This window comes from Streptomyces sp. NPDC034670, from assembly GCF_055574875.1.
The window spans coordinates 16,559-42,714 of the sequence record NZ_JBVITR010000013.1 but is presented as its reverse complement, the minus strand read 5'-3'; the positions used below and the strand labels follow the sequence as shown (position 1 = coordinate 42,714).

The following is a 26,156-nucleotide window of genomic DNA, read 5'->3' as shown; positions in this document are numbered from 1 at the left end:
GAGACCAGCTTCGCGTCCCTCTGCCTTCGGGTGCCGGACAAGAACGGCGCCGGGCGCTGCGAGACACCCGCACGAAGCGGTGTGGGCGGAGATCGCGTGCCCGCTGAGGAGCTGCCCCGTTCGCTACCTCATGACGCGAACGCCCGCAGTACCTTGGCGAAGGTCGTCAGTTCGTCGATCATCTCCGGCGGGAGCGGCTTCTCGTCGAAGTGGGCGATCCGGTTGCGGATGTCCTTCACCCGCTTCAGCAGGCCGACGAACTGCTCCCGGGGCATGTTGGGCCACTTCAGCGCCTCCCAGTTGCGGTCGGCCCGCTCCGCGAAGGACTGCTTCGTCTGGTCGCCGTCCAGGAGCCTCAGGTAGTCGCCGAACATCAGGTCCGACACCTGGCCGGTGCGCTGCTCGGGCTTCTTGTTCGTCTGGACCGCCTTGATGGCCTCCGCGTCCAGCGCCGCACCCAGGCAGCGGCGCAGCAGCGACTCGATCTCGCCCACGATGAAGAAGGGGCGCGCCGCCCCCTCGAAGCGCTCCGTGACGTCCGCGGCGGTGACGATGCCCGACAGGCAGCCGTCGTCGCCGCGGACGAGCAGGTAGCCGTGCTCGCGGATGACCGGGAGGGCGGTGAAGAACTCCTGGCGGGCGTCGGCGACGGGCAGCGAGTCCTTCTCCATGGCGTTGTCGAGCGTGGCTTCCTTCCCCGCCTCGTACATCTTGGCCACGGACCCCCAGGTGACGACTCCGTGGACCTGCGCCATGCCGGTGGTCACCGGTACCTGGGAGAGGCCCTTCGTACGCATCAGGAAGGTCGTCTGGGACAGGGGCGTGCCGGGTCCCACGGACACCAGGCCGCGCCGCGCCGACGGGATGTCGCCGAGCAGCAGACGCTGCGGCAGCGCGTGCGAGGGCAGGGCCTCGTCCGCCTCGTCGGCCTCACCCTCCGGTTCGGCGGGCGTGCGCTGTGCGGGAACGGCCGCCAGCGGCACGACGTCGACGGTGCTGCGCAGACCGCAGACGGCGAAGTCCGGCAGCGTGGTCAGCCCGGCGTCCGTCAGGGCCTGCGAGATCCGGTGCACCGTCCGGTGGTCGCGGACCCTGACCTGGAACAGGTCCAGGATCTCCTGCACGGACACGGTCCTGCCCTTGAGCGAGGTCACGTCCCGCTCGTGCGGCCTGGTCGTCATCGGGCGTCGCCCTCCGGCAGGTCACGGAGCATCGTCCTCTTGCCCATGGCGGAGTGCACGAGGTCCTGCAACTGCTTGGAGCGGTCGCGGTAGAAGCGCTCGTAGTCGTTCTCGCGCAGCGCGTCCGGATCGATCAGGTGCGTGGTCAGGACGTCGTCGAACCACTCGGGACGCATGTCGGACGCGGCGATCATCGTGGACAGGTACGACGAGGGCGCCCCCGTCATGTCCATCGCGGCACGGTAGGACAAAGGAGTCTTGTTCACGATCGAACTCGTGGGCAGACCGTTGCTGTTGCCCCGCCGGAACCACGTCCTGGGGAAGATCTGCCGCACGTCCACGCTGTACTCGTCCAGCCGGCCGGGACTGAGCGGAGCACCCGTGTAGTGCCAGTCGACCGCCCCCTGCTTGATCAGCAGGGCGTAGATGCCCTTGTAGGCGGCGCTGTTGCGGGTGGTGAGGGTGTCGAGGCGGTCGGCGAAGAAGAACGCCTCCGTGACCGTCTCGGGCGCCTTCTCGTCCTGCGCGATCCAGGGGACGAGCTGTTCGACGTCCTTGGTGAAGCGCGTCTCCGTGGAACCGCCGTACATCTCCCCGAGGACCCCGCACCAGTACCACTGCTCGATCTTCTCCTCCGGCCCCAGGCCGTCCGTCCCCGTGTCGAGGATGGCGCGGACGGCCGCGAGGGGGACGAGCTGCGTCTTGTACGGCAGGTCGGCCGGGCGGACGATGCACTGCCGCTCCAGGAAGTCACCCACCCAGGCGAAGGCGTCGGCGAGCTTGGGCGCCAGGCGGACGAAGTCGGCCAGGGGGAGGTCCAGCAGGTCGCGGCGCTTGCAGGACACCGTGGCCCCGAGACCCTCCTGCTTCCGCTCCCAGGTGCGGACCAACGCGATGGCCTGCAGGAAGTCGATGCTGCTCAACCCGTTCTCGAGACCGTTCTCGACGCGGCCGAAGACCGGGTACTTGCCCGCCAGTGCCTGCTTGATCTCCCGCCACACCTCGGGAAGCTGGTAGTAATCTCCGGTCCGCTCCACGTAGTCGCGGTCCCCGGCGTACGTCGCGGTGAGCAGTTCGAAGACGTTCAGGGGCACACCGCCCGTGTTGACCCGCTCGAACACCGCGCAGACGGCGTCCATGGAGGTGGAGGCGGCCAGCCGGATCATCGGCACCTGGAAGGCGCGGACCTGCTGAAGGACCGCCTCGTCGAACTGGCCCCACAGGTCCCAGTTCCGGTCCTCGTCCGCCTTGATGTACGCCTTCTTCCACTCGTTGACGCGCTGGGCGTCGAAGACGAAGTGGAGAGGGAAGAGACCGGCCGCGCACTCGGCCTCGGTGGTTCTCAGATCCAGCACCACGGTGCGGTTGAAGTCCGTGCGGAGCACCTTGTCCGCCGGGACGGACACGACGGCCTCGTCGCGGTCCGCGGACGGCCCGACGGCCTTCGCGATGTTCACGTAGTACCAGCGCTGGATGGGCTTGCCCCGGACGTCCGCCGTCTCCACCGGGGCGTCCAGCCACAGCGCCTGGAAGAGGGAGGTGAGGCGCTGCTGCCCGTCCAGCAGCAGGAGATCGGCCTCCGGGTTCCCCTCCGGCCGAGCGCCGGTGAGGGTCCGGGAGCGGAAGCGGGTGGCGCCGCCGGTCTGCAGCGTCATCACGACGCCGAGCGGGTAGTCCAGCGTGACCGTCGCGATGATCGCCCGGATCCGGTCGTCGTCCCACTTCCAGTTCCGCTGGAAGTCCGGCAGTTGTAAGGAGCCCGAGGCGACATCCGCCAGAACGTCCTTGAGCTTCACGTTGTCGAGGGCTGCCATGTGACTCCACTCCCCGCCCTGTTGCCTGTACGGAGAGTGATTCCAGCAGTGCACTGTGGTGACGGTCAAGCCGGTTCGAAGATAAACGGGACAACCCGTGAGCACCAGGCGACGGAGGAGGTCCTTGATGTCCCTGGAGGAGGGTTGCTACCGGGTTTCCGTCGAGAGCGGGTCGAGGTGGAGGAGGCACTGGACCGCGTTGAAGTCGCCCACCTCGGCGACGAAGCGGAACTTGTCGCCTGTGCCGACGGTGGCGGGGACCTCCTTGCCGGCCAGTTTCAGTTCGACGACGTTGACGTCCTCGTACTTGAAGGCCGGGCCGACCGTCGTGTTCGGTCCCTTGTCGCCAGGGCCCAGGAGGAAGTCGTAGCGGGTGTCGTAGTCACCGTGGGGTGCCATGTCGACGATCGAGCCGTTGAACGCGATCGTCTGGCCCTCATACTTGGTCGCGAAGTCCGCGTTCGCGTCGTCGCAGGTGTCCGCCGTCTTCAGTAGCGCCGCGAACTCCGAGTTGTTCTCAGGCGTGATCATCTCGACGGCAGACGGCTCGGCCGCGGTCGGAGTCGGCGTAGCAGAAGGCTTCTCGCTCGCAGCGGCTGCCGACTTGGCTGACTCGTTCTTCTTCTCGTCTCCGTCGCTGAGTGCAGAGGCAGTGCCGATGACGACGGCCAAGATCACGAGAACGGCGGCTGCCGCGCCGATCAGGGGCCACGGCAGCGGCTTCTTCGGTCGACGGAAGGTGAGGGTGGAGCGAAACGTGCCCTGGGACTGTTCGACGAACTCCCAGCCGTCCTTCTGCATCTTCGAGATCACCAAGCCGTCGGTGCCGCGCACGGTCTGCACGGTCCTGCACTCGTACTTGATCTCGTCGGCCATGTGCCGCGCCCCCCAAATGCACTGTTCACACCAACGGCCTCGCGAGCATAAGGGACGGCGGCGGGAACCCCGACAACGTCGCCTCACCGTCGGTGTCGAGCACGGAAGCTCGAATCAAAGGGCACTTGCCCACGAACCGGACATCGTGGCCCTTCGCCCGGGTGCTGGCGTATGAGGAGATGGAACACTGTTCCCCGTGAGCACCACCGGATCCAAGCGCCCCGTACAGGTCAGCGCGGCCCGCCGCCGTACCGTCGTCGACGCCCTGCGCCGCGGGGCCGTGCCCGAGAGCGGGCTCGACCTGCTCGCCACCGGGCTCGACCGGTTCGAGGCGGCCCTCGACGCGGAACTGGACGCCGTCGCGTCCGGCGGGTCCGTGTTCAAGGCCGTGCGCGGTGAGTACGGGTCCGGCAAGACCTTCTTCACCCGCTGGCTGGGGGAGCGGGCCAAGCGCCGCAACTTCGCCGTGGCCGAGATCCAGATCTCCGAGAACGAGACGCCGCTGCACAAGCTGGAGACGGTCTACCGGCGGCTCACCGAGCGCCTCACCACCTCCAGCTTCCCGCCCAGCGCCCTGCGCCCGGTCGTCGACGCCTGGTTCTACGCCCTGGAGGAGGACGCCCTCGCGGCCGGCGCGACCGAGGAGGAGCTGCCCGGCGAGGTGGAGAAACTGCTCGTCGCGCGGCTCGCCGAGGTGTCCCGGCACGCCCCGTCCTTCGCCACCGCCCTGCGCGGCTACCGGGCCGCCCTCGCCGACGGCGACGAGGCGACCGCCGCGGCCGTGCTGGCGTGGCTCGGCGGCCAGCCGCACGTCGCCGCCTCCGCCCGCAGGTCCGCCGGGGTGCGCGGCGACCTCGACCACTTCGGGGCGCTCGGCTTCCTGCAGGGCCTGCTCACCGTGCTGCGCGACTCCGGGCACACCGGGCTCTTCGTCGTCCTCGACGAGGTGGAGACACTCCAGCGGGTCCGCTCCGACGCCCGCGACAAGGCGCTCAACGCGCTGCGGCAGCTCATCGACGAGGTGCACTCCGGCCGCTTCCCCGGCCTGTACCTCGTGATCACCGGCACACCCGCCTTCTACGACGGCCAGCAGGGCGTCCAGCGCCTCGCCCCGCTCACCCAGCGGCTCGCCACCGACTTCACCACCGACCCGCGCTTCGACAACCCCCGCGCGGTGCAGATCCGGCTGCCCGGCTTCACCCAGGAGTCGCTCGTCGGCCTTGGCGTCACCATCCGGGACCTGTACGCGGACGCCGCCACATCGCCCGAGCGCGTGCGGACGGTCGTCGACGACGCCTACGTCGCGGACCTCGCGCGGGCCGTCGGCGGAGCGCTGGGCGGAAAGGTCGGGGTGGCGCCCCGGCTGTTCCTGAAGAAGCTCGTCGGGGACGTCCTCGACCGCGTGGACCAGTTCGACGACTTCGACCCGCGACAACATTACAAGCTGACGGTTGCGAGCAGTGAGCTCACCGACGTGGAACGCAACCTGGCCGTCACGGTCACCGGCGGTACCGCGTCCGCCGACGACATCGACCTGGAGCTGTGATGGGGGACGCCGACAGCCCGGCCGGGGCGGGGCCGGCGGGGGGAGAGACCGACGTACTCGACCGGCTCGACCCCGTCGTCCTGCACCACATCGTCAACACCCTCGGCTGGCCCGACCTGCGCCCCCTGCAGCGGGCGGCGATCACCCCGCTCATGGACGGTGAGGACGCCGTCCTGCTGGCCCCGACGGCCGGCGGCAAGACCGAGGCGGCCTGCTTCCCGCTGCTGTCGGCGATGGCCGAACAGCGGTGGGCCGGCACCTCGGTGCTGTACCTGTGTCCCCTCAAGGCACTCCTCAACAACCTGGTCGGCCGCGTCGACACCTACGCCCAGTGGCTGGGGCGGCGCGCGGCCCTCTGGCACGGCGACACCAAGGAGTCGCAGCGGCAGCGCATCCGCACCGAGGCGCCGGACATCCTGCTGACCACGCCCGAGTCGCTCGAAGCGATGCTGATCGGCGTCAAGACCGACCACGCGCGGCTGCTGGGGAACGTACGGGCCGTCGTCGTCGACGAGGTGCACGCCTTCGCGGGCGACGACCGGGGCTGGCACCTGCTCGCCGTGCTCGAACGGCTGGAGCGAGTCACCGGCCGGCCCATCCAGCGCGTCGGCCTCTCGGCGACCGTCGGCAACCCCGAGCACCTGCTGCGCTGGCTGCAAGGGGCCGGTGCCGGGAGCCGCACCGGACAGGTTGTCGCGCCGGACGTCCACCTGCCCGCCACCGATGCGGCCGGACACGGGGAGCAAGCCGCCGAAGCTCCCTCCTCCAGGCCCGCCGGTGAGGTGGAACTCGACTACGTGGGCTCCCTCGACAACGCCGCCAAGCTCATCGCCGCCCTGCACCGGGGAGAGAAACGCCTCGTCTTCTGCGACTCGCGCCGCCAGGTCGAGGAACTGGGCGCCGCGCTCCGGGCCCGAGAGGTGACCGTCTTCCTGTCCCACGCCTCCCTCTCCGTCGATGAGCGCACCCGTTCCGAGCAGGCCTTCGCCGAGGCGCGCGACTGCGTCATCGTCTCCACCTCCACCCTCGAACTCGGCATCGACGTCGGCGACCTGGACCGCGTCATCCAGATCGACTCCCCGGCCTCCGTCGCCTCCTTCCTGCAGCGCATCGGCCGCACCGGCCGGCGTCCCGGCACCCTACGCAACTGCCTGTTCCTCACCACCCGCAAGGACACGCTGCTCCAAGCGGCCGGGTTGCTGTTGCTGTGGTCCCGCGGCTGGGTCGAACCGGTCCTCCCACCGCCCGAGCCGCGTCACCTCGTGGCCCAGCAACTCCTCGCCGTCACCCTCCAACAGCACAAGCTCGGCGACCAGTTGTGGGACCGGCAGTGGAACGGCCTCGCCCCCTTCGACCGGTCCGCCGCCCCGATCCTGAGCTTCCTCACCGAGGAGGGCTACCTCGACAACGACGGCGGCATGCTGTTCGTCGGCCCCGAGGCGGAACGCCGCTTCGGCAAGCGGCACTTCATCGAACTCACCGCGTCCTTCACCGCGCCGCCGCAGTTCACCGTGCTGTCCGGGCGCACCGAGATCGGCCGCACCGATCCGAGCGTGCTCACCGAGGAACGGCCCGGCCCGCGGCGCCTGCTGCTCGGAGGGCGGAGCTGGCAGGTCACCTACATCGACTGGACGCGCAAACGCGTCTTCGTCGAACCCGTCGACGGCGGCGGCGTCGCCAAATGGATGAACGGCGGCATCGCGGGCCTCTCGTACGCCCTCACCCGTGCCATGCGCGAGGTGCTGCTGGGCGCGGACCCGCCCGTCTCCCTCACCCGCCGTGCCGAGGCGTGCCTGGCCGAGCAGCGTGAGACCGACGCCCCCGGCACCGTGCGCCCGGGCGGCACCCTGGTCACCCGCGTCGGCAGCGACGTCCGCTGGTGGACCTGGGCCGGCTACCGCGCCAACGCCACCCTCGCCGCCACCCTCCCAGCGGTCGCCGACCCCCTGCAACGCCCCACCGACTGCTGGCTGCGCCTGCGCGAGGACCTCACCCCGGCCGACTGGCGCGCGGCCCGCGAGAGCGTCGGCGAGAGCCTGGTCCTGCCCGACGTGGACCGTCGGGCCGTGCGCGGGCTGAAGTTCTCCACCGCCCTCCCGGAACGCCTCGCCGTCGCCACGGTCGCGGCACGCCTGGCCGACTTCGAGAGCGCCCGCGCGGTTCTGGCCGAGCCCGTACGCCTGCAGGTCTTAAACGACCTCGCCTGAAGCGGGCTTCGCGCCGGAGTGTGCGGGGCCGTCCTCCCCTCGTCCGCACGCCTCGTCATCCCCGGAGCCCGACCATGCCCACAGCCGTTGAGGAAGAGGACACGCGCAAGGTCCAGACAGCCGTCGCGGGGTCCCCGGGTGCCGACCGCCCGGTGTACCTGCCCATGGACGCAGCGGCTTACGACCGGTTCATACGCGAATACCCGGCCCGGGAGTTCTACTGCGGCACACTGCTCGGCGGCTGCGGCAAGAAACTGTCGGCCCGCAAGTACCGTGACAAGAAGTGTCACTTCGCGCACGTCGTCTCGGGCCGATGTCGACGGGCCTCGACGAACGAGGCCAGCGCCGACCACCTCTACATCGGCAGGGCCTTGGCGGACTGGTTGAAGAACCAGAGGTTCAAGAACGTCCAGGTCCGCTACCAACAGCGGGGGCAGGGCCTGCGTGAGGTCGTCGATGTCTCCTTCACCCGCGACGGCAGCCCGCTCCGGCACCTGATGCGCGTGCAGTTGGCCAGGAGGTCCAAGGCCGAGTGGGAACGAACCGACGCGGAACTTCTGACCCAGTGGGTGGACGTCCACTGGGTGTTCGGCCCGGACAGCATGCTGGCCAACTGGCAGGTGGACCGCCGGGGCCACGCCCTGCGCATCCAGTGCCGCCCACTCGGTGTCACGCGTGTCGTGGAAGTCGGCGTGCAGTTCCCGGAGACTCCCGTCGAGTGGGTCCCGCTCTCCGAGTGCCGCATGACCGAACACGGCATGCAGCCACCCGCGCTCACATCCACTCCGGACGGGCTCGTCCCTCGCAGCCGGGAAACGAGACCGCCCGCACATCCCGTCCCGCAGGCCGACCCCGCAACCCTCCACCGGGTGCGTCGTGTCGAGCCGGTTCCCTCCTCTCCCCGGGGCGCCTCCCGCGCCACCGTCCTTCCGGCCGCGAAGGCGGACCGGCAGTCCTGTGCGCCTGAGCCCCCTCCGCCGGCGAAGCCTCAGCAGCAGGACGAGCAGATCCCCGCAGGGAGTGCCGGACCGGGGGAGCGACCGCGACCCCCGGTACCGCTGCTTCAGCGGATCCAGGCGGAGGAGGACAGACGGGCGACCGAACGCCTTGTTCTCCTCCTCGATCACCTCGATCGCGTCGGGGACGAACTCCACCTCGACCAACTCCACGGTGTCCTTCGTGACATCGAGGCCTGCGAGAAGACGAGATGGCGTCCCCTGGACCCCGTTCTGCGACGACGGGTGGCTTCCTGGCGCTCCCACGCGATGCGGCTGGTGGCACGGCCCACACTCAACGAGATACGCGCTTACGCCGACCTGGTGCGATGGGCCCTGGGCACCGCCGCCCGGACGGCTCGTCCGCTCACCTGGACGGAACTGGGCACGCGCCTGGATGCCCGGCTTCCCGGGCTGCACCCGGACGACAAGGTGGCGGTACTCGTCGAGGTCGACCGTGCGACGTGCTCCGACCGACCTCTCCTGTCGGCTCTCGTCGCCGCCCGCGGCCATCGCGTGCACCCGCTGTACGCCCGGGTGCTGGACCATCTGGACCGGCCGGTACCCGCACCCGGCGAGGCGCAGGCCGCATGGGAACGGGACGTGCGCGGTCACATGCGCCCGGGCGGGAAACGGTTCGTGGTCGGCGCGGAGGGTGTCCCGCCGTACGCTCGACGGTGAGGCCCCTGGGGGCCGGGGCATGCGCACCGGCCCCCAGAAGCCCTCTCCCGGTCATCGGGCGGCCGGTTCCTCGGGGACGCCGTCCCCGGGCACGAGGTCCGACGGATCCGGGACCACCGGCCCGCCGACGATCAGTCTTGGGCCGCCCCCTCGGTGGCGGGACCGGACCGCACGGTGAGACGTCAGACGCGGTGCACGGTGTGCAGCGTCCTGGCGTAGGTGCCCGTGCCGTCCAGCAGCGAGGCGCCGCCGAGGTCGGCCATGGTGGGTCCGTTGACGGTCTTGCGGCTGGAGAGGAAACGGCGCTTGCCGGCCGCGTCCTCGCCCAGGTAGATGCCGACGTGGTCGACGGTGGCCGTCTGCTGGTCGTCACCGGAGTCGGCGTTGAACAGCACCAGGTCACCGGGCTGGAGCAGCGCGGCGGCGGGCGGCGCGGTGCCGTCGGTCCGGTCGATGCGCACGCCGGGCGCGTACTCCGCCATGTCCCGGGACTTGCGGGGCAGCCGCTGCCGGGAGGTGTCCTCGCCCGCCGCCAGCGGAACGCCCATGTGGTAGCCGTACACCATGCGCGTGTACCCCGAGCAGTCGAGGTTGCCGACCTGCTTGCTGGACGGCCCGGTGTGGGCGCCGTCGTCGAAGGTCCAGCCGATGCCCATGTACTCGTGGAAGTCGGCGCCCTCGTAACGCTGGCCCTGGGGGTTCAGGTGGCCGTACCCGGCCTCTCCCAGCACCTGCCTGCCCCGGGCCGGTCCCGCCCCGGCCGTCACCGCCGGAGCCCCGCCGAGGAACATCGCGGCGTGTGCGAGCACGTCCGGGGCCGTGGAGCCGGCCCAGCCGCGTATGACCCGGTCCAGTTCCCCGGTCCAGGTGCCGTCGAACGGCTCGGGCAGCACCCGCACCCAGTCGCCGTGCGTGACGCTCGGCGGGACCTTCCAGGTCGCGGCGGTCACCTGGAAGCGGCTGACGGAGAGCCTGACCGGCAGGTTGGTGCACCCCCGGTTGGCCAGGGCGCGCAGTCCCACCCGGCCCTCGGCGAAGGTGGAGTCGCTGACGTCGACGGCCCAGGCGGACGGTTCGGCCGACTCCGACCGCCACGCCTTGACCCGGATGCGGGAGCCCTCGCGCCGCACCCGGATCGTCCAGTCGGTGTGCGCGGGCACCCCCGTGGCGAGGGTCAGCGCCGGGGTCAGCTGGGTGACGGTGTCGGCGACCTCCTTCTCGACGCGCAGCTGGACCGCGCCCGTGGTGAGGAAGGACAGCCGGGCCCGGTAGTTGTTGTGGGTGTCCTGGTAGCCGAAGGACAGCGCGTACGAGCACGCCTCGCCGGTGGGAACCTTGTCGAACCTCGCCACGGAGCACACGTCGACGTCGGTGATCTCGCCGTCGCGCAGACTGGCGTGGCGGCTGGCGTAATCGGTGGTCAGGTCGATGATGCCGGCGCCCGGCACCACCGAGTAGTCGGTGGCGGCGGGCCCGAGGGTGGACCAGACGCCGCCGCCGGGGGAGGAGCCCCAGTACTGCCGTTGCGCGACCGGCAGCGACAGGTCCGGCAGGGTGCGCCGGAAGTCGTCCTCGAAGAGCCGCTTGTCCTCGGTGAACGTGCGCCGCGGCCCCGGCAGCACGACGGTCCGCGCGCCGTGGGTCAGCAGCGCGACGCGTCTGCCGCCCGAGGTGACCTCGGTACGGGCCGGGGTGCCCGGCAGCACGGTCGTGGTGAGCGAGGCGTCGAGCGCCACCGGGGCGAAGTAGGAGGCGTCCAGCGGGGACAGCGTCACGGAGGACCGGGCCGCGGCCAGTCCGGTCGCGGCCGCGAGGGGCTGCACGGACACGGGAGCGGACGAGGCGGCGCGCGCCGGGGCGGCGACCGCCCCGGCCAGCGGGACGGAGGCGGCGGAGGCGGCGAAGGCGGTCAGCAGGCTGCGTCGGGAAGCATTGATCATGCGGCACATGATCGCGTGTTCCGCGCCCGGGCACGGCGTTTGCGGGGAGAACTCCGGCCGGCCCGGACCGGTGTCGGCCCCGTGAGGATCGTCCCCCTGAGGCAACCACCGTGACCATGGGGCAGGTTCGGACCGGTCCGTCGCGGCGGCACCCCACCGGTGGACCGATCGGCAGACCCGAAGGCGCGAGAAAAGCTATGTGAACTCGCGGGGGCCCTGACGGTCTATGCCGGCGAACGCTTCCGTAGGGCTACGATGACGGCTGTTCTGGGGCATCGTCAGTCCGCCGATTCCGTGGGCGGGGCAGAGGGGATCGGCGTGGTTGACGACCAAAAATCGGAGTGAACGTTCGGTCGGGGGATTTTTTTCCCTGCGTAATTGACGCCCTTCGGACTGCTTGTGGGATCGGCGACCGTGGATTCTTCCACGCAAGGAGTCGCCGCCTCGAAGAACGCCTGACCCTGATCGCCAATGCTCAGGCTGATGGTGAATCCGTCGGAATCCTCTGCATAGACCGCGGGGAATTTGAGGCTCTTGTTCACTGCCGTGATTTCATAGCCGCTTTTTTCCCAAAATCGCTCCACCAGTCCCAGGAAACTTCCGCGCCGCTCCGTGGAAATGATTGTCATCACTGTGCGGCGGCGGATGAGGTCACAGCTCGTGGTGGTCGTCTCGTCATGAGTCCATTGCACTTCGGGTTCGATGCTTTCGAAAACTGCATCAAGCATGGCATCGGCATGCTCCGCGGCCTCCTGCATGTTCATTTCCACGTCACTCCTCCCACTTGAGGCTTCACCTTCCTTGCCCAGTGTTCCGCACCCGGACAGCACGGTGCTGACCGCAGCGACCACGGAAAGATGCTTAAGTTTTTCCTTCATCGCGGTTGGTCTACCTTGATCTCCTGCGAGTTTCCGGAAACGATCAGGGCGATGTTGTCAGCGGAAACGCGATCCTTTGTAGGTGTGAAGTAGTTGGAGTGAGCGGGAGTGGGCCCCTCACCGTCGATGAAGGGCCTTGGCCCGTCATCGACCTGAAAACGTCTGGCTCCGAACGCCTCACTTGCGGGGTCCTTTCCGAACCACAGGTCGTCATCCCCTTGGTCGGCGATGTCTCCAGCGATGTAGGAACTCAGCGGCCCGCCGCCGAAGAACAGGGCTCCGGCGGCAGCCTGATGCCTTGAAGGGAGCATGGTGACGGGATCGTTCTCCGCGGAGCCTACAAATACATGATCTTTACCGACGCCGAGATCTTCGGCCCTGTCCGCACCGACACCGGGACTGCCCAGAAGAATGATGTCGTCAGCCCCGGGGATGCCACCCTCCTGTTGGGCTGCCGTGCCGACGGTAAGAGAACCGTAAGAGTGCCGATCGCCGTCAGGTGCGGGTTCTCGTGTTCATTGGTGGCCCCCAGTCCGCTCATGAAACTGTTGTAGGCGGGTGCGCCCTTCTCCGCGTCGCTCATGGACATGACGTCGACGCTCTGGGGGGCGTCGTACCCAAGCCATACGATTGCCGCGCTGGACGAATCGTACTTCTGGGCGCCCTTCGCAGTGTCCAATCCGCGGGCGAGGGTGCCTTCTGCGAATTCTTTGTCGAGCTTCGTGCCGAGCCCAGGAACATAAGCGGATACATTTTTCGCAGTGTCGGGGTTCCCGTAGCTGACGATCGCGCGGCCGTTCCCTTCGTCACCGATTCCAATCAGGTACATTGGCGGCTCGCTGCCCTCGCCGAGCTTCTTCTGGATACCCCTCAACCCTGTCAGCTTGGTCCGGGAGTCATCGTCGCTCCGGACCTCCATCTGCGCGATGAGCATTCCCAGATTCTCGCGGTTCGCCTCATCGCGCACCGCGATCGGAATACCGTCCAGGTTTCCGATGAGTTCAGGGAAGGCTCTCCTGTACTCGTCGCGCTCCTCGTTGCCGAGGCTGTCCCACCACTCCTTGCGGTCGGCAGGCGACTTGTCCAGCGGGATGCTGTCCCGGATGTACTCACTCGCGGCCGAGCTGACGGCATCGGCATCGGACGCCACGTTCGCCCACGTCTTCGCGCTGACGGTCAGTCCCGGCGCTGCCTTGAGCTTGTTCAGCGCCCTGCTGTACCGTTCGTCGATTTCCCCGGCCTCGCGCAGGGCGTGGGCGATGCGGTCGGCGATGTCCTGGGCCTTCGCGTGGTGTGGATTCCCGTGGTGCGGGTCGAGGACACCGATCCCGGTGCCCGGTGCGTACAACCCGTCGCTGTCAGGTCCGTGCAGCCTCCTGTTGCCGGGGCCCAGCATGCCGTTGTCGCCCACGGCTGTGCCGCCGGGAAGTTCGTCTCCGGTCAGCTCGTTCTTACCGCCGGCGGGATAGGTGACGTCACCGTTCGCACTGACGGGGTATCCCAGGGCCGCTGCATCCTCCAGTGCCTCCACCAGGTGGCGTCTGGGGGCCGAGATCTCGGACGAGAAGCCGTTGAGCGCCCCGCTGACCAGGCCGCACTCGACCCCGGTGTAATGGAAGTTCTCCGAAAGCTTCTTCAACTGCTTCTGCGCTGCGTCCGCGGCCTCACCCTCATTGGCCTTCTGCATCGTCTTGGTGATCTGCTTGTCGATGCGGTCCCTGGCCGCATCGGCCATGTCGCTCACCGCCCGGTATCCGTCCGCCGCCTCCGCGTACTCGGACGGCTTGAGGGCCTTGAGTGTCTTGATGTCCATGCGGTGGATCACCGACTCCTGCCGTCGGCAGTGGACGTGCCCCCGGAGCCGACCTTGAGTCTGGCGATCTCGGCCTTGACAGCCTCATCGGTCCTCAGTTGGTCGTTACCCGTCTTCTCCAGCACGCCGGCGAGCCCGTCACAGAGCTCGCTGATGTCCTTCACCCGGCGCTCCCACGAGTCGTACACGCCCTGCTGCGCTGCCGCGGTCAGGCACCCGGGCCCCTTGCCGAGCCCCGTTTGGCCCGCCTTCAGCTCCGCCAGTGCTCTGCCGGTGTTGTCCCGCAGGCCACCGACGGCTTCCCCTGCCTTGGACCACACCGCCTTGTCCGACCTCAACCTGCCGGAAGGAGGACCATAAACACCCCTCGTGCCGCTGCCGCCCTGGTCGGCCGGCAACTGGTTGAGCTGCGTCTGCGTGGACTGCCGCTCGACCGCTGCGGCCTTGAGCTGCTCCCACTCCTCCCATGCCATGCCTGGCCCCTCCCCGTTTCCCGTGATGCGCCGCCGAGCGGATGTGAACGTACGACCGCGACGCTGCGGTGGTCCGGAGGAACGGTAACGCTCCTTCACCATGGGCCCCATCCGTATCGGTCATCACGGCACCTGAGTATCTGTACTCAGACGGAACCGCGCCTCGACCAGATCGAACGACGATGCCCGGTGCGTGGGGAGGCGGCGTCAACCCCCTTGCGGACCAGCGGGGAGGTTCGCGACCGGGGCCGCAACGTGTCGGCCTGGAGGGTCGGCCGTGCGGTGCCGATCTGCCACCGCACGGCCTCCATCCGGAAGTCCGCCACACCCGCCCGCGGTGGGACGGCGTGGCCCAACCGCGCAGACTGTCGGGCACGCTCTCCTCGCACGGGCCCTCCGGCACGGCGTCCGCGCCGGATGCGGCCGTGGCCGCCGACCGGATCAGGGCTGAAGACGGTGGGGCATGTTCCGCTGCACGGGACGGAGGAGTGTTCGCATGCAAAAGGAGACGAGCCGGATGTCTGCTGCAGATCTCGCATTCTGCGCCTGTTCGCCCTTCCGCGCTTCGAGAGGACCGTGACATCACAGAGGCATGCAGGGCGGTCCTCAGGCGCGGACTGCGGGTAACTCGGGGTCCTCGACGGCCTGCTGTGCCGAGGAACTGTCCGGGGCTGTCCGGAGAACCGGCAGCGTCCTTCCTTGCCGGCGGTGTGCCGATGAGGGAGCGGGGCCGGGTCCCGGGGCACCAGGACCCGGCCGACGCCGTCATGCGCGCGCGAGCAGTGACTCCAGGGCCCTCGACGTGGCCGGGTGACGCGCGGTGAGCGCGGCGCCCCGCGGGGGAGCGCCGACCGCCGCGGCCCACCCGCCGTCGCAGCCCAGTAGTCCCGCCACCGCGTCGCACGCCGCCGGATGCGCGGCCAGCAGCGCGGTGCCCCGGCGGGCCATGGCGCCGGTGCCGGCCGGGGCCCATCCCTCGGTGCAGCCCAGCAGCTCCGCCACCGCGTCGCAGGCCGCGGGATGGGCGGCCAGCAGCGCGGCGCCCCGGCGGTCGGGGGCGGCGGGCTCCGCCCGGCGGGCCGCGAACGGGTCCGCCCGCTGCGGCATCCGCCACGGCGGCACCCACGCGTCCAGCGCCTCCAGCCGGCCCGGGAAGATCCGCCCCGCCTCGCGGACCAGCAGCGGGGCGAGGTCCGCGGCGCCCGAGCGCAGGGTGGTGATCAGGAGCGGGAGCCAGGGCAGCAGCACCGCGTCCGGCAGGCGCCCGAAGGCGTTCGACACCGCCTCCACCACCACGTCCGCGAGCCCCGGCACGGGCTCCAGCGCGTGCACGAAACCGCTGAGGTAGCGCGGGTAGGCGGGCACCACCAGGGGGTTGTCCAGCAGCGCCGCGCACCGGGCCCGCAGCTCGGCCCGGGACAGGGTGCCGAGCTGCACCTGCGCCGCCCACAGCAGCGCCGTCCTCGACGGGTCGTCGGGGTGCGACTGGGCGACCGCGAGCTCCAGCTGCGTCCGGTCGCACCCCAGGGACAGGGCGAGGCCCTCCATGGAGAACAGGAAGCCGAGCATCGCGGCGACCTGCCCCGCCGTCGCGTCCTCGTCCCGGAACGCCGTCGGCAGCAGGGTGCAGTAGTGGGCGTAGCCGGTCTTGGCGAAGGACTCGATCCACGAGGGCAGCGCCGGCTCGCTGGTGCGGTAGTACGCCAGCAGCGCGCGGACCCGCCGCAGCACCTCCGGCGCGCCGTCGACGCTGCGCTCGGCGGCGAGCACCTTCAGCGCGTGCGTGCCGAGTTCGTCGGCGAGGCGCCGGCTGCCCAGGTACAGAACCGCGTCCTCGACCGCCGCCAGCACGGTCGCCGCGGTCGCCTGCGGCCCGTACGCCTCGCGCCGCAGCCGCTGCTCCAGGACCTGTTCGAGGCTGACCCCCTCGTAGCCCAGCTCGATGAGGGCCCGCTGGTGGGTGCCGAGCGCCAGGTCCCACGACTCCTGGATCGACCGCTCGCCGAGCCGCCGCTCGCCCATGATCGGCCGGGCCGCGCCGTGCGGCATCAGCCGCCGCAGCATCCACAGCACGTCCGAGCACGCCCGCAGCTCCGGCCGGGAGGCCATGTCCAGCAGGGCCCGCTGCACACCGCGCTGCTGGAGCTTCAGCTCCAGCGGGGCGAGCCGGTCGTACACGTCGCGGGCGAGCGGCGGCAGCGCCTCGTAGCCCACCCGGCCGATCCGGTCGCCGCCCATCATGATCTCGACCAGGCGCCGCACGTCCCGCCGCCCGGGCACGGTGTCCTTCTCGATGCAGGTGACCGCCGCGTCCTGGAAGTCGTACGGCGTGGGCTTGGCCCGGTCCCGCATCCCGGCGAGCAGGATCGACGTCTCGAAGACCGCGATGGCGTCGGCGGTGGAGGCCAGGTAGCCGTTGCGCCGGGCCGCGCGCACGATGTCCACCGACCAGCCGAGCAGCTCGGCCTCGTCCAGGGCGTCGAGGACGGGAGGCCGACGCAGGAACCCGGACAGCCGGTCCGCGGCCGGCGGCTCCTGGGCGGGGACCGCCGCCCGCGCGCCCCGGGCCTTCCTCGCCGCGGCCTTCTCCGCCCCCGCCTGGCCCGCCAGCCGGTACGGCTGGACCCGGGTGCGCCTGAGCGCCTTCGTCCACTCCGTCGCGGCGATCGACACCGAACCCGCAGCGAGGCCGAACTGCGCCTCGATCGCCGCGTGGCTGGACGGGATCAGCCCGTACTGCCAGGTGGTGCCGGTGCGCGGGGAGATCTCGAACGTGTCGGCGCCGTGCACGCCGAACTCCTCCACGCGGCTGGCCGCGTGGAAGGCGCCGCAGACGTACAGGCAGTCCTCCGGGTCGGTGCCGGTCGCCGCCAGGTGCTCGCGCATCCGGGTCCACATGTACCGCTCGCGGTCCTCGTCCACCCGGACCCGGGCGCCGTCACCGGGGGCGAGGCGCCGGAACAGGCTGCCGATGAGGAACATGACCTGGCGGTAGGTGGCGTGGTCGCTGTCGCCGAGGGGCACCTCGACGTACTGGTGCCACCACTCCGACCAGTGCCGCACCCTGCCGTGGCGCAGCAGGTGCTCCTCCAGTTCGGCGAAGCGCGGCCGCAGGTCGCCGATCTCCACGCCGACGGCCTCGCCGTGCAGGGCGGCCTCCGCCTCGGGCGGTTCGCCCCCGCCGTCCCGGGCCGTGGGCTGCGGGGCGTGCCCGCCCCGGGTGTCCCACTGGAAGACGTGGTCCGAGGACCGGTCGACCAGGACCAGTTCGACGCCCGGGGTGTCGAGCGCGTAGGCGATGGCCTGGTACTCGGCGGACGCCTCGGTGACCGGCGCGACGACCGACAGCGGCGCCCACTCCTGGGGGAAGCCGTCGACGTCCCCGGCGAACGCCTGCACCGCCACCGGCAGCCGGCAGGTGCGCAGCTCGGTCAGCAGCGGCGCCATGTCCTCGCACAGCTCCAGGTAGACGACCTTGGGCTGCTTCTCGCGCAGGCGCCGGGCCATGGCGAGCGCCGAGGCGGGGGAGTGGTGGCAGACGGGGAAGATCTCCAGGGGTTCGCGCACCGCGCGGTCGACGTCGTCGACCATGCCGAGCAGGATGTCCTCCAGGGCGTCGGGCCCGCCCGCGAACGCGGCCGCCGCCTCCTGCAGTTGCCCGCGCAGCGCGGCGAAGGCGCCGTCCCGGGTCTCGCCGGTTCCGTTCATCGTGTGCGCGCCGTTCACGACAGGGTGGCGATCGCGTCGCGGCCGCCCTCGAGGAACTCGGGCCAGGAGCCGCCCTCCTCCTTGCTGCGCGGCTCGACGACGCCGTGCAGGTACTTGTTGAGGATGGCCAGGTCCTCCGGCTCGCGGCGGGTGAGGGAGCCGACGAGCGAGGAGGCGAGGGCGCGGGCGGTGAGGGTGCGCTCGCCGAAGAAGTTGCTGTGCAGCACGGCGTCCTCCAGCACGCCGATCTGCTCGGCCGTGGACAGCGCGGACTCCAGCTTCTCGTCGTCGCTGCCGGCCGCCGCGGCGGACGCCCGCAGGTCGGCGAAGCTCTGCAGCAGCACGTCCAGCAGGGTCGGCGGCACCTCCAGGTCGATGGCGTGCCGGCGCAGCAGCTCCTCGGTGCGGAAGCGGACGATCTCCGCCTCGCTCTTCTTGTTCGTCACCACCGGGATGCGGACGAAGTTGAAGCGGCGCTTGAGCGCGGAGGACAGGTCGTTGACGCCCCGGTCGCGGCTGTTGGCCGTGGCGATGATGGAGAAGCCCGGCTTGGCGAACACGATGTTGTCGCTGCCGCCGCTCTCCAGCTCGGGGACGGAGATGTACTTCTCGGAGAGGATGGAGATCAACGCGTCCTGGACGTCGCTGGTGGAGCGGGTCAGCTCCTCGAAGCGGCCGATGGCGCCGGCCTCCATCGCGGTCATGATCGGTGAGGGGATCATCGACTCCCGCGACTGGCCCTTGGCGATGACCATGGACACGTTCCAGGAGTACTTGATGTGGTCCTCGGTGGTGCCGGCCGTGCCCTGCACCACCAGCGTGGAGTTGCGGCAGATCGCCGCGGACAGCAGCTCGGCCAGCCAGCTCTTGCCCGTGCCGGGGTCGCCGATGAGCAGCAGGCCGCGGTCGGAGGCGAGGGTGACGATCGAGCGCTCCACGAAGCTGCGGTCGCCGAACCACTTCTGCGGGACCTCCCGGTCCAGGCCGTCGGCGCGCTCGGAGCCGAGGATGAACAGGCGGACCATCTTCGGCGACAGGCGCCACGAGAACGGCTTGGGGCTGTCGTCGATCGACTCCAGCCAGTCGAGCTCCTCGGCGTACTTGATCTCGGCGGGGGCACGCAGCAGGTCGGACATGGAGGGAAGGCCTTTCCGTACGGGACCGCACAACGGACGGAGCGTGTGCGTGAGGTGATGGGACGCGATCGGAGGGGACGCGATCGGGTGAGGGCTGCTCGGAGGTGAGCCGATCGGACGGGAGCCGGTCAGGGCGGGACGCGCTCAGGTGAGGAACGTCTTGAGTTCGTGCACGAGCTTCTTGATGTGACCGGAGATCACCGGTGTGCCGAGGTCCTTGAACTTCTCCCGGAACCACGGGTTCACGCTGCCGCGGCCGGAGCTGGTCACCGACCCCACCGGGATGAACTTCGCCCCCGAGCGGTGGACGGCGGCCATGCTCTCGAACAGCTCGTGGGTCCTCCACTCGTAGAAGTCGGAGATCCACACCACGACCGTGTTGCGCGGCTCGGCGATCTTCGGCTGGGCGAGCGCCATGGCGACGGTGCCGTCGGTGCCGCCGCCGAGCTTGGTGCGCAGCAGCGTCTCGAACGGGTCGTGCGCCCAGGGCGTCAGGTCCAGCGCCTGCGTGTCGTAGGCGATCAGGTGGACGTCCACCTTCGGCAGCCCGGCGAAGATGGACGCCAGGATGGTGCAGTTGACCATCGAGTCGACCATGGAACCCGACTGGTCCACCACCACGATCAGCCGCTGCGGCGTCGTCCTGCGGCTGGTGTGCCGGTAGTAGAGGCGGTCGACGTACAGCCGCTCCTCCTCCGGGTCCCAGTTGGTGAGGTTCTTCCAGATGGTGCGGTCGAGGTCGAGGTTGCGGAAGACCCGCTTGGGCGGCACGGACCGGTCGAGTTCGCCGACCGTGGCCTTCTCCACCTGGGTGCGCAGCACCTCGGTGACCTCGTCGACGTAACGGCGGATCAGCGCCTTGGCGTTGGCCAGGGCCACGCCGGAGAGGTTGTTCTTGTCGCGCAGCAACTGCTCGATCAGGGACATGCTCGGTGTCAGCCGGGCCGCCAGCCGCGGATCGGCCAGCACCTCGCGCAGGTGCATGCGCTGGACCAGACCGGCCTCGATCGAGCCGAGCTCCGGGCCGATCTCGGGGATCAGGCGACCGAGGTCGGGCACGGGCCCGCCGACGCCGGTCCCGGTCGGGCCGACGCCCCCGCCGGCACCCGCCCGGTTCATGCCGCCCCGGCCGCCGCGCAGTTCACCGGGCCGGCAGCCCAGCGCCCGCTCCAGCCAGCCCGCGTCGGACTGCCAGCGGGCCAGCTGCTCGGCGGTGACGGTGCCGGGGTGGGAGGCGAAGACGTTCAGCAGCACCTTCGACGCGAGCGCCGCGCGCCGCACCTCGGCGGCCCGGTCACGCGTGCCGTCCGCCTCCGGCCCGGGCGTCATCAGCCCGTCGAACTCGGCGGCCAGCTCCGGGTGCCGCTGCACCACGGAGTCGACGGACGCCCCCGGGTCGAGCAGCGCGGCCGGCAGGCCGATGTCCTCGACCACGGCGAGACTCGCCGACTCCAGGGAGGCCTGCTCCTCGGGGTCGAAGAGACGGGCCAGCAGGCGCCAGTAGAGGACCTGCCGCCGGTTGTCGTCCGGATCGGGCGCGGGGACCCGCCCCGCGGTCTGCTCGGTCATTTCCGCAGCAGCCTTCCCGCCCGCTCGCGCAGCACCTTGACGGCGTCGGTGGCCGCCTTCTCGGCCCGCACGCCGGCCTTGTCGGTGGTGCCCCCGGCCCAGGCCCCGGCGTGGACGGCCACGGCCTGCTTGCGCACCGTCCGCTCCACGGCGAGCGGCTGCAGCAGGAACTCCCCGGCGTCCCAGCGCAGCAGCGCCACGCACGCCTTGGACGAGGCGACGGCCTGGGGGGTGAGCGGACCGGCGGCCGGCACGCGGTCGGTGTCGACGGCGAGACGCCGCCCGGCGACCTCGAAGGCGACCGTGCCGTCGTCGCCCTTCTCCACCGCGTACCCCTCGAGCAGGACGGGCACCGCGATCCGGGCCGGGTGCCGGTCCAGGGGCGCCGTCGGGAAGGCGGCCGCGGCCGGCAGCGCCACCCGGGCGGTGGTGAAGACCTCGGCGGGCTCGCCCGTCCGGGCCCGGGCGTCGTCCCACAGCAGGTCGCCCTCGGCGGTCAGGGGCATGGCGTCGAGCTCCACGGCACGGCCCTCGCCCACGGCACCCAGCAGCGACATGTGCGGCCGGAGCAGCTGCCACAGCCCCGCCCCGACGACCGTGTCGGGCTTCGGCGCGGAGACCGAGGCCCGCACGAGCCGGGGCGCACCGCCGTCCGCGGGTTCGAACACCGCGTGCACCTGGGCCTGCACGGCGGTGGCGTGCTCCTGGACGTCGACGCCGAGCGGCAGCAGCCGGCCGCTCGCCCCGGCGACGGCGGGCGCGGCGTCCGCACCGGGCAGCGTCAGCAGCAGCGCCCGCGACCACAGATCGGCCCACCGGCGCACCGGAACCCGCTCCAGGGTCGCCCCCGGACAGGAGGCGGCGAGCTCGGCGGCGAAGCCGTCCAGCAGCGTGGCGAGACGGCGCACCGCCGGGTCGGGCAGCAGCGCGGAGACCACGGGCGCGGCCCCGCCGACGAGTTCGTGGTCGATGCCCCGCCAGCCGGCCCGCGCGAGATCGCACAGCCAGCCGCGGGCGGCGGCGCGCAGGTTCGCCGCGTGCTCCTCGCCGCCGCCCGGCGCGGCGCCGCCCTCCTCGGCCCGGGGCCGGCCGACGGCCTCCTCGACCCGGGCGGTCAGCGCGTCGTGCACGGAGCCGAGCAGGGCGGTGCGGGCGGCGGCGAGCGCGACGAAGTGGTCCTCCCCGGCGGCCCCGGCGGCCGCCTTCTCGGCCGCCTCGGCGACCCGCGAGGCCAGCGGCGACGCGGCGACGGCGTCGGCGAGCCCGGCCAGCGCGCCGGCCTGACCGGGCTGCGGACGCAGCAGCCCGCCGACGAGGGCCTCGTCGAAGCCGTCGACGGCCGTGAGCGCCTCGTCGAGCCCGTCGACGGCGTCGGTCAGCAGATCGGCGCGCATCAGGCCACCGCCCTCGTCGTCGGGAACCACTGCATCTCGGGCAGCGGGGCGGTGGCCGGCTCCAGTTCGAGGTAGGCCAGGTGCCGCAGGAACCGGCTGAACACCTGCGCCGCGGCCGAGCGGTCGCCCTGCGGCGGGCGGGCGGCGGTCATGGCGCCGGTGACGGAGTCCGCGTCCGGCTCCTCGGCGGTGACCTCGACCTTCAGGTACCGGGCCACGCGCTCGAGGCCGTACTGCAGCACGGCCTCGCCGACGAGGGCGCGTATGTGGTTGCAGAACCACCCGCGCGCCCCGCCGCAGGGACGGTTGTTGTTGGTGCTGCACGCGAACGCGTACGTCCCCGCCTCGACCGACGACACGTACACGCGCCCGATGTCCGACCCGCTGGACACCACGCCCTGCAGCCGCCCGTCCGCCAGCTCCACGAAGGGCACCTTGGCCAGTTTCCGCGGTCGCGCGGACGGCACCACCCGCGCCGTGCTCGACCTCTCCCAGACCGACAACGCACATCTCCCATGCATGCGAAAGGGGGCGTTCACGCCACCTCGGCGGAACATGATCGAAGCTATCGGTGACCACTGACAGCGCGGGCCGACCGCTGCCGCGACGCCGCCCGGGGGCCGCGCGGGAGGGGAGCGACGCGCTCACCGAGGGGCCCGGTGGGTTCAAGGCCGCCTTCACCGTCAACGTGCTCGCCCACCACCTGTTCGTCCGCCTGATCCAGGACCGCCTCACCGCTCCCGCCCGGATCGTGATCACCGTCAGCGACACGCACTTCGGCGACTTCAGGCACACCATGGGCATGGTCCCCGGACCCGTCCGGAAGTCCCCCGACGTCCTCGCCCGCACGGGCGCCTTCCCCGAGCCGCACACCGCGGCCGCCGGCCGCACCGCGTACTCGACGAGCAAACTGGCCGCCCTCCACCCGGTGCACGCGTACGCGCGCCGGCTGCCGGCCGGACCTGCGCGCATCGTGGCCCCTCCTCGTGGGAAGGGCTCCTCCGACAACCCCCTGACACACCTTCACGTCCCTTCCCGCAGGCGGTGCAGAGTGAAGAAGAGAGTGTGCGGCGCGGGTGCCGTCCTCGGCGTCCTCGTCGCGTTCGGCGCGTTGCCGGCACAGGCGGCCCCGGCTCCGCCGCCGGGCACGTCCACGCACGTCCACGCACGTCCACGCACCGACGAACCGCACCGCAGGGAGCCGCCGTGCCCGTGACCGCGACCGCCGCCCCGACCCGCCTCCGATCCCGTGTCCCCCTCCTCCTCGCCGTCCTGCTCCTCACCCTCGCGCCGACCACGCCGGCGTTCGCCGCCGCCCCGCCCGTGGCCACCGCCGCCGAACAGCAGACCGACACCTCCCGTCCCCCGAAACCGGGACCGCGCGGCGCCGAGGTCGTCGCGGTCACCGAGGTCGCGGACCGACAAGTCGACCTGTCGGTCCGCTCGGCCGCCCTGGGCGGCCGGACGGTCACGGTCCGGCTCCTCACCCCCGACGGCTGGGACCCCCACGACCGGCGCCGGCACTGGCCGACCCTCTGGCTCCTGCACGGCTGCTGCGGGGACTACACCTCGTGGACCGCGATGACGGACGTCGCGGAGACCGACGGCCTGCGCGACGTGCTCGTCGTCATGCCCGAGGCCGGCTGGAACGGCTGGTACAGCGACTGGTGGAACCACGGCCGGGGCGGCGATCCCGCGTGGGAGACCTTCCACACCGTGGAACTGCGCAGGCTCCTTGAGCGCGACTGGGGCGCGGGCCGCGACCGCGTCGTGGCCGGACTGTCGATGGGGGGCCAGGGCGCCCTCCTCTACGCGGCCCGGCACCCCGGCATGTTCAAGGCGGCCGCCGCCTACTCCGGCTCCGCCCACCCGCTCCTGAACGACGAGTCGGTCGACCGCCTCATGGGCTTCTTCGCGGGCCAGGGCGACGACCCGCTGCGGGTCTGGGGCGACCCGGTCGCACAGCGCCGCGTCTGGCAGGCCCACGACCCCTTCCACCTGGCGCGGCGGCTCAAGTCGACCCCCGTGTACCTGTCGTGCGGCGACGGCACCACCGGCCCCCTGGACCCGCCGGGCCGCACCAGCGCCCTCGAGGCCGACTTCAACCGGCAGAACCACGCCCTCGCCGCCGAACTGAGGCGCGTGGGCGCGCGGCACGTCACCACCCACTTCTACGGCCCGGGCACCCACGCCTGGCCGTACTGGGAACGCGAACTGCACGCCTCCCTGCCGCTGCTGCTCGGCGCCCTGCGGGCCCCTTGAGGTCACTCACGTCCTCGCGGGCACCGCCGGGACGGCCGATGCGCCGGGACGGCGGTGCGCCGGATCGGTGGGCCGGCGGCGTGCGCTCGGCGTGGGCGACCTCCACCGACGCGGTGCCGGACAGCTCGCGGTCGGCCTCGGTCCTGCCGGGGTTCGGGCGGGTCGCGCCGATGGAGGAACTCTCCGGCGAGTCGGCACCGGACAACGGCCGCGACGGCCAACCGGAAACCGCGGAAGAGAAGTAGGGAAGGAGTCCACACGCTCGGACAGGGCGCAGGAAGGGGGGCATTCTACCGGACGTGAAAGCGCGGGTTGTCGGGAACGGGTGGCTGCGGATACCGGAGCGACTTGGCACCATGGGGCGTGACGATCGCTGTGTGAGCGGTGCGTGGTGTGCGTGCGGGTCCGGTGGTGGTCGCGTGCGCCGGCCGAGGGGGAGTCGTGGCGGACTGGTTCTACATCCTCAATCCGAACAGGGACACGCTGGACGGGGAGCCGTCCGACAAGGAGGCGATACGCCGGCTGGCGGAGGAGGAGCCCGAGCTCGACCTCTGGCTCGGGCGCCGCAACCGCATGAGACGGGGCGACCGTCTGTGGTTCTTCTTCACCCACCCGGAGCCGGCGGTCGCCGCGGTGGCCGAGGTCGACGAGGAGCCCCGCAGCGACCCGGACGCCCCCGACATCCCGTACCTGGTCGCGGTGACCCTGCTCCCCGAGGCGACGAAGGCACTGCACCGCGACCCCGTGGGCCGGGACGAACTGGGACTCGGACAGGTGCGGTCGGTGCAGACGGTGAAACCGGAGGCGTTGCCGGTGCTGCTGACGCGGGCGGGCCTCTGACCGGCACGGGGACGGTCGGGTGCCCGGCGTCACCGGAGCAGGGCCGGCGGCTGCGTCACGGCGCCTCGGGGCGTACGAGTGCTCTCTGGGTCAGTCGTCTGTTCGCCTGGAACGCGCGTCGGGTTTCCCTGACCGGAACATCGCGGCATCGTCCACGGCACGAGAAAGGATTTCACGTTCTTCCGGGCTCTCGGGGAGTGCGACGTGAAGGTCCTCGATGGTGACGAGGAAGTGTTCGACGTTGCGCCGGTGGAGATCGTTCGGTCAGTCCTTTGGTGCGTTCCGGCCCCCGTCGAAGTGGTCCGGGAGGCGCAGCGCCTCGTGGAACTGGGTGAACGCCCTGCCGGATCCGTGCATTCAGGACATGCCGCGCTCGGTCAAGAACTGAGAAATGGCGCGCCCGACCGACTCCGCTGTCGGCCTGTCATCGGGATCATCCATTCCCAGTAGGGGGAGATGCAGTGTGACGGAAACCGCGTCACCGAACTCCCTCCGGATGCATCGCAGAGACTCGAGGATGGCGTGATAGGCGGGACTGACAGAGGTGAAGTCCTCGCGTACGACGACCTTCCCGTTCCGTTCGGCAACCGGAAGGAATGGTGGGACGACGATCCAATGTGGCAGACCGTCCCCCCTTGTGTTGGGGAGGAGTTGTGCTGTTTCCCTTTCAGGCTTTCCGCCGTACCTGTCAAAAGCCCACACCCCCGACATGACGAGCACATCGGCCTGCGCGGACCGTTCGTTTTCATCGAAGAATTCGATTGCGACATCCTTTGGTCTCGGCAACGTCGAGGACCAGAGGTCGAGGGTCGGACGACTTCTCGACGCAACATAGAGATCCAT

At 71.0% G+C, this 26,156-nt stretch carries 18 protein-coding genes and 1 pseudogene; 6 read left to right on the top strand and 13 right to left on the bottom strand.

Annotated elements, in window-relative coordinates; translation table 11 throughout:
• Positions 1 to 128: 128 nt before the first annotated feature.
• From ACZ56B_RS12255 to ACZ56B_RS12245, 3 genes are all read right to left on the bottom strand, one after another.
• The gene (locus ACZ56B_RS12255) at positions 129 to 1,181 is read right to left on the bottom strand and encodes a CBS domain-containing protein (RefSeq protein ID WP_468788980.1); all 1,053 of its coding nucleotides are present in this window, start codon (positions 1,179 to 1,181) and stop codon (positions 129 to 131) included.
• Positions 1,178 to 2,995 carry a GmrSD restriction endonuclease domain-containing protein gene (locus ACZ56B_RS12250; protein ID WP_468788978.1) on the bottom strand — a complete coding sequence of 606 codons (1,818 nt, stop codon included), beginning with the start codon at positions 2,993 to 2,995 and terminating at the stop codon, positions 1,178 to 1,180. The genes ACZ56B_RS12255 and ACZ56B_RS12250 overlap by 4 nt, the downstream gene beginning before the upstream one ends.
• Positions 2,996 to 3,142: 147 nt before the next feature.
• Positions 3,143 to 3,871, bottom strand: a complete 729-nt coding sequence (locus tag ACZ56B_RS12245; protein WP_468788976.1) for a DUF4839 domain-containing protein — start codon at positions 3,869 to 3,871, stop codon at positions 3,143 to 3,145.
• A gap of 196 nt (positions 3,872 to 4,067) precedes the next feature.
• Between ACZ56B_RS12245 and brxD the strand changes: the two genes are divergently transcribed.
• The 3 genes from brxD (at position 4,068) to ACZ56B_RS12230 (ending at position 9,300) form a co-directional block, all read left to right on the top strand.
• Positions 4,068 to 5,417, top strand: a complete 1,350-nt coding sequence (brxD, locus tag ACZ56B_RS12240; RefSeq protein ID WP_468788975.1) for a BREX system ATP-binding protein BrxD — start codon at positions 4,068 to 4,070, stop codon at positions 5,415 to 5,417.
• Positions 5,417 to 7,624 carry a DEAD/DEAH box helicase gene (locus ACZ56B_RS12235; protein ID WP_468788973.1) on the top strand — a complete coding sequence of 736 codons (2,208 nt, stop codon included), beginning with the start codon at positions 5,417 to 5,419 and terminating at the stop codon, positions 7,622 to 7,624. Before brxD ends, ACZ56B_RS12235 begins: the two co-directional genes overlap by 1 nt.
• Positions 7,625 to 7,698: 74 nt before the next feature.
• Positions 7,699 to 9,300, top strand: a complete 1,602-nt coding sequence (locus ACZ56B_RS12230; RefSeq protein ID WP_468788971.1) for a competence protein CoiA family protein — start codon at positions 7,699 to 7,701, stop codon at positions 9,298 to 9,300.
• A 182-nt stretch (positions 9,301 to 9,482) separates the two neighbouring features.
• Here the strand turns inward: ACZ56B_RS12230 and ACZ56B_RS12225 are convergent, their stop codons facing one another.
• From ACZ56B_RS12225 to ACZ56B_RS12185, 9 genes and pseudogenes are all read right to left on the bottom strand, one after another.
• Entirely contained in the window at positions 9,483 to 11,240 is a 1,758-nt protein-coding gene (locus ACZ56B_RS12225) for an NlpC/P60 family protein (RefSeq protein ID WP_468788969.1), read from the bottom strand.
• Positions 11,241 to 11,518: 278 nt separating this feature from the next.
• Complete coding sequence (locus ACZ56B_RS12220) at positions 11,519 to 12,118, bottom strand: hypothetical protein (protein WP_468788967.1); 600 nt, start codon at positions 12,116 to 12,118, stop codon at positions 11,519 to 11,521.
• Positions 12,115 to 13,931: pseudogene (locus ACZ56B_RS12215) on the bottom strand (alpha/beta hydrolase). The gene ACZ56B_RS12220 and the pseudogene ACZ56B_RS12215 overlap by 4 nt, the downstream one beginning before the upstream one ends.
• A gap of 8 nt (positions 13,932 to 13,939) precedes the next feature.
• Positions 13,940 to 14,404, bottom strand: a complete 465-nt coding sequence (locus ACZ56B_RS12210) for a hypothetical protein (RefSeq protein ID WP_468788965.1) — start codon at positions 14,402 to 14,404, stop codon at positions 13,940 to 13,942.
• Between the two features lie 765 nt (positions 14,405 to 15,169).
• Positions 15,170 to 18,112 (bottom strand): DUF5682 family protein, encoded by a 2,943-nt coding sequence (locus ACZ56B_RS12205; protein WP_468789099.1) that lies wholly within the window; start codon positions 18,110 to 18,112, stop codon positions 15,170 to 15,172.
• Between the two features lie 14 nt (positions 18,113 to 18,126).
• Positions 18,127 to 19,248 (bottom strand): ATP-binding protein, encoded by a 1,122-nt coding sequence (locus ACZ56B_RS12200; RefSeq protein ID WP_468788963.1) that lies wholly within the window; start codon positions 19,246 to 19,248, stop codon positions 18,127 to 18,129.
• Between the two features lie 144 nt (positions 19,249 to 19,392).
• On the bottom strand, positions 19,393 to 20,817 hold the full coding sequence (locus tag ACZ56B_RS12195) for a vWA domain-containing protein (RefSeq protein ID WP_468788961.1): 1,425 nt from the start codon (positions 20,815 to 20,817) through the stop codon (positions 19,393 to 19,395).
• Entirely contained in the window at positions 20,814 to 22,241 is a 1,428-nt protein-coding gene (locus ACZ56B_RS12190; RefSeq protein ID WP_468788959.1) for a hypothetical protein, read from the bottom strand. Before ACZ56B_RS12190 ends, ACZ56B_RS12195 begins: the two co-directional genes overlap by 4 nt.
• Positions 22,211 to 22,732: a hypothetical protein gene (locus tag ACZ56B_RS12185; protein ID WP_468789098.1), complete on the bottom strand. Its 522-nt coding sequence runs from the start codon at positions 22,730 to 22,732 to the stop codon at positions 22,211 to 22,213. Before ACZ56B_RS12185 ends, ACZ56B_RS12190 begins: the two co-directional genes overlap by 31 nt.
• A gap of 50 nt (positions 22,733 to 22,782) precedes the next feature.
• Here ACZ56B_RS12185 and ACZ56B_RS12180 point away from each other — a divergent pair, with 50 nt between their 5' ends.
• The 3 genes from ACZ56B_RS12180 (at position 22,783) to ACZ56B_RS12170 (ending at position 25,313) form a co-directional block, all read left to right on the top strand.
• A complete protein-coding gene (locus tag ACZ56B_RS12180) occupies positions 22,783 to 23,427 on the top strand; it encodes a hypothetical protein (RefSeq protein ID WP_468788957.1) in 645 nt (214 codons plus the stop codon).
• Positions 23,424 to 24,473, top strand: coding sequence for an alpha/beta hydrolase (locus ACZ56B_RS12175; protein WP_468788955.1), 1,050 nt, complete (start codon positions 23,424 to 23,426; stop codon positions 24,471 to 24,473). Before ACZ56B_RS12180 ends, ACZ56B_RS12175 begins: the two co-directional genes overlap by 4 nt.
• A 441-nt stretch (positions 24,474 to 24,914) precedes the next feature.
• Positions 24,915 to 25,313 (top strand): hypothetical protein, encoded by a 399-nt coding sequence (locus ACZ56B_RS12170; RefSeq protein WP_468788953.1) that lies wholly within the window; start codon positions 24,915 to 24,917, stop codon positions 25,311 to 25,313.
• A 357-nt stretch (positions 25,314 to 25,670) separates the two neighbouring features.
• On the opposite strand, the gene ACZ56B_RS12165 is transcribed toward ACZ56B_RS12170, so the two are convergent.
• A complete protein-coding gene (locus ACZ56B_RS12165) occupies positions 25,671 to 26,156 on the bottom strand; it encodes a hypothetical protein (RefSeq protein ID WP_468788952.1) in 486 nt (161 codons plus the stop codon).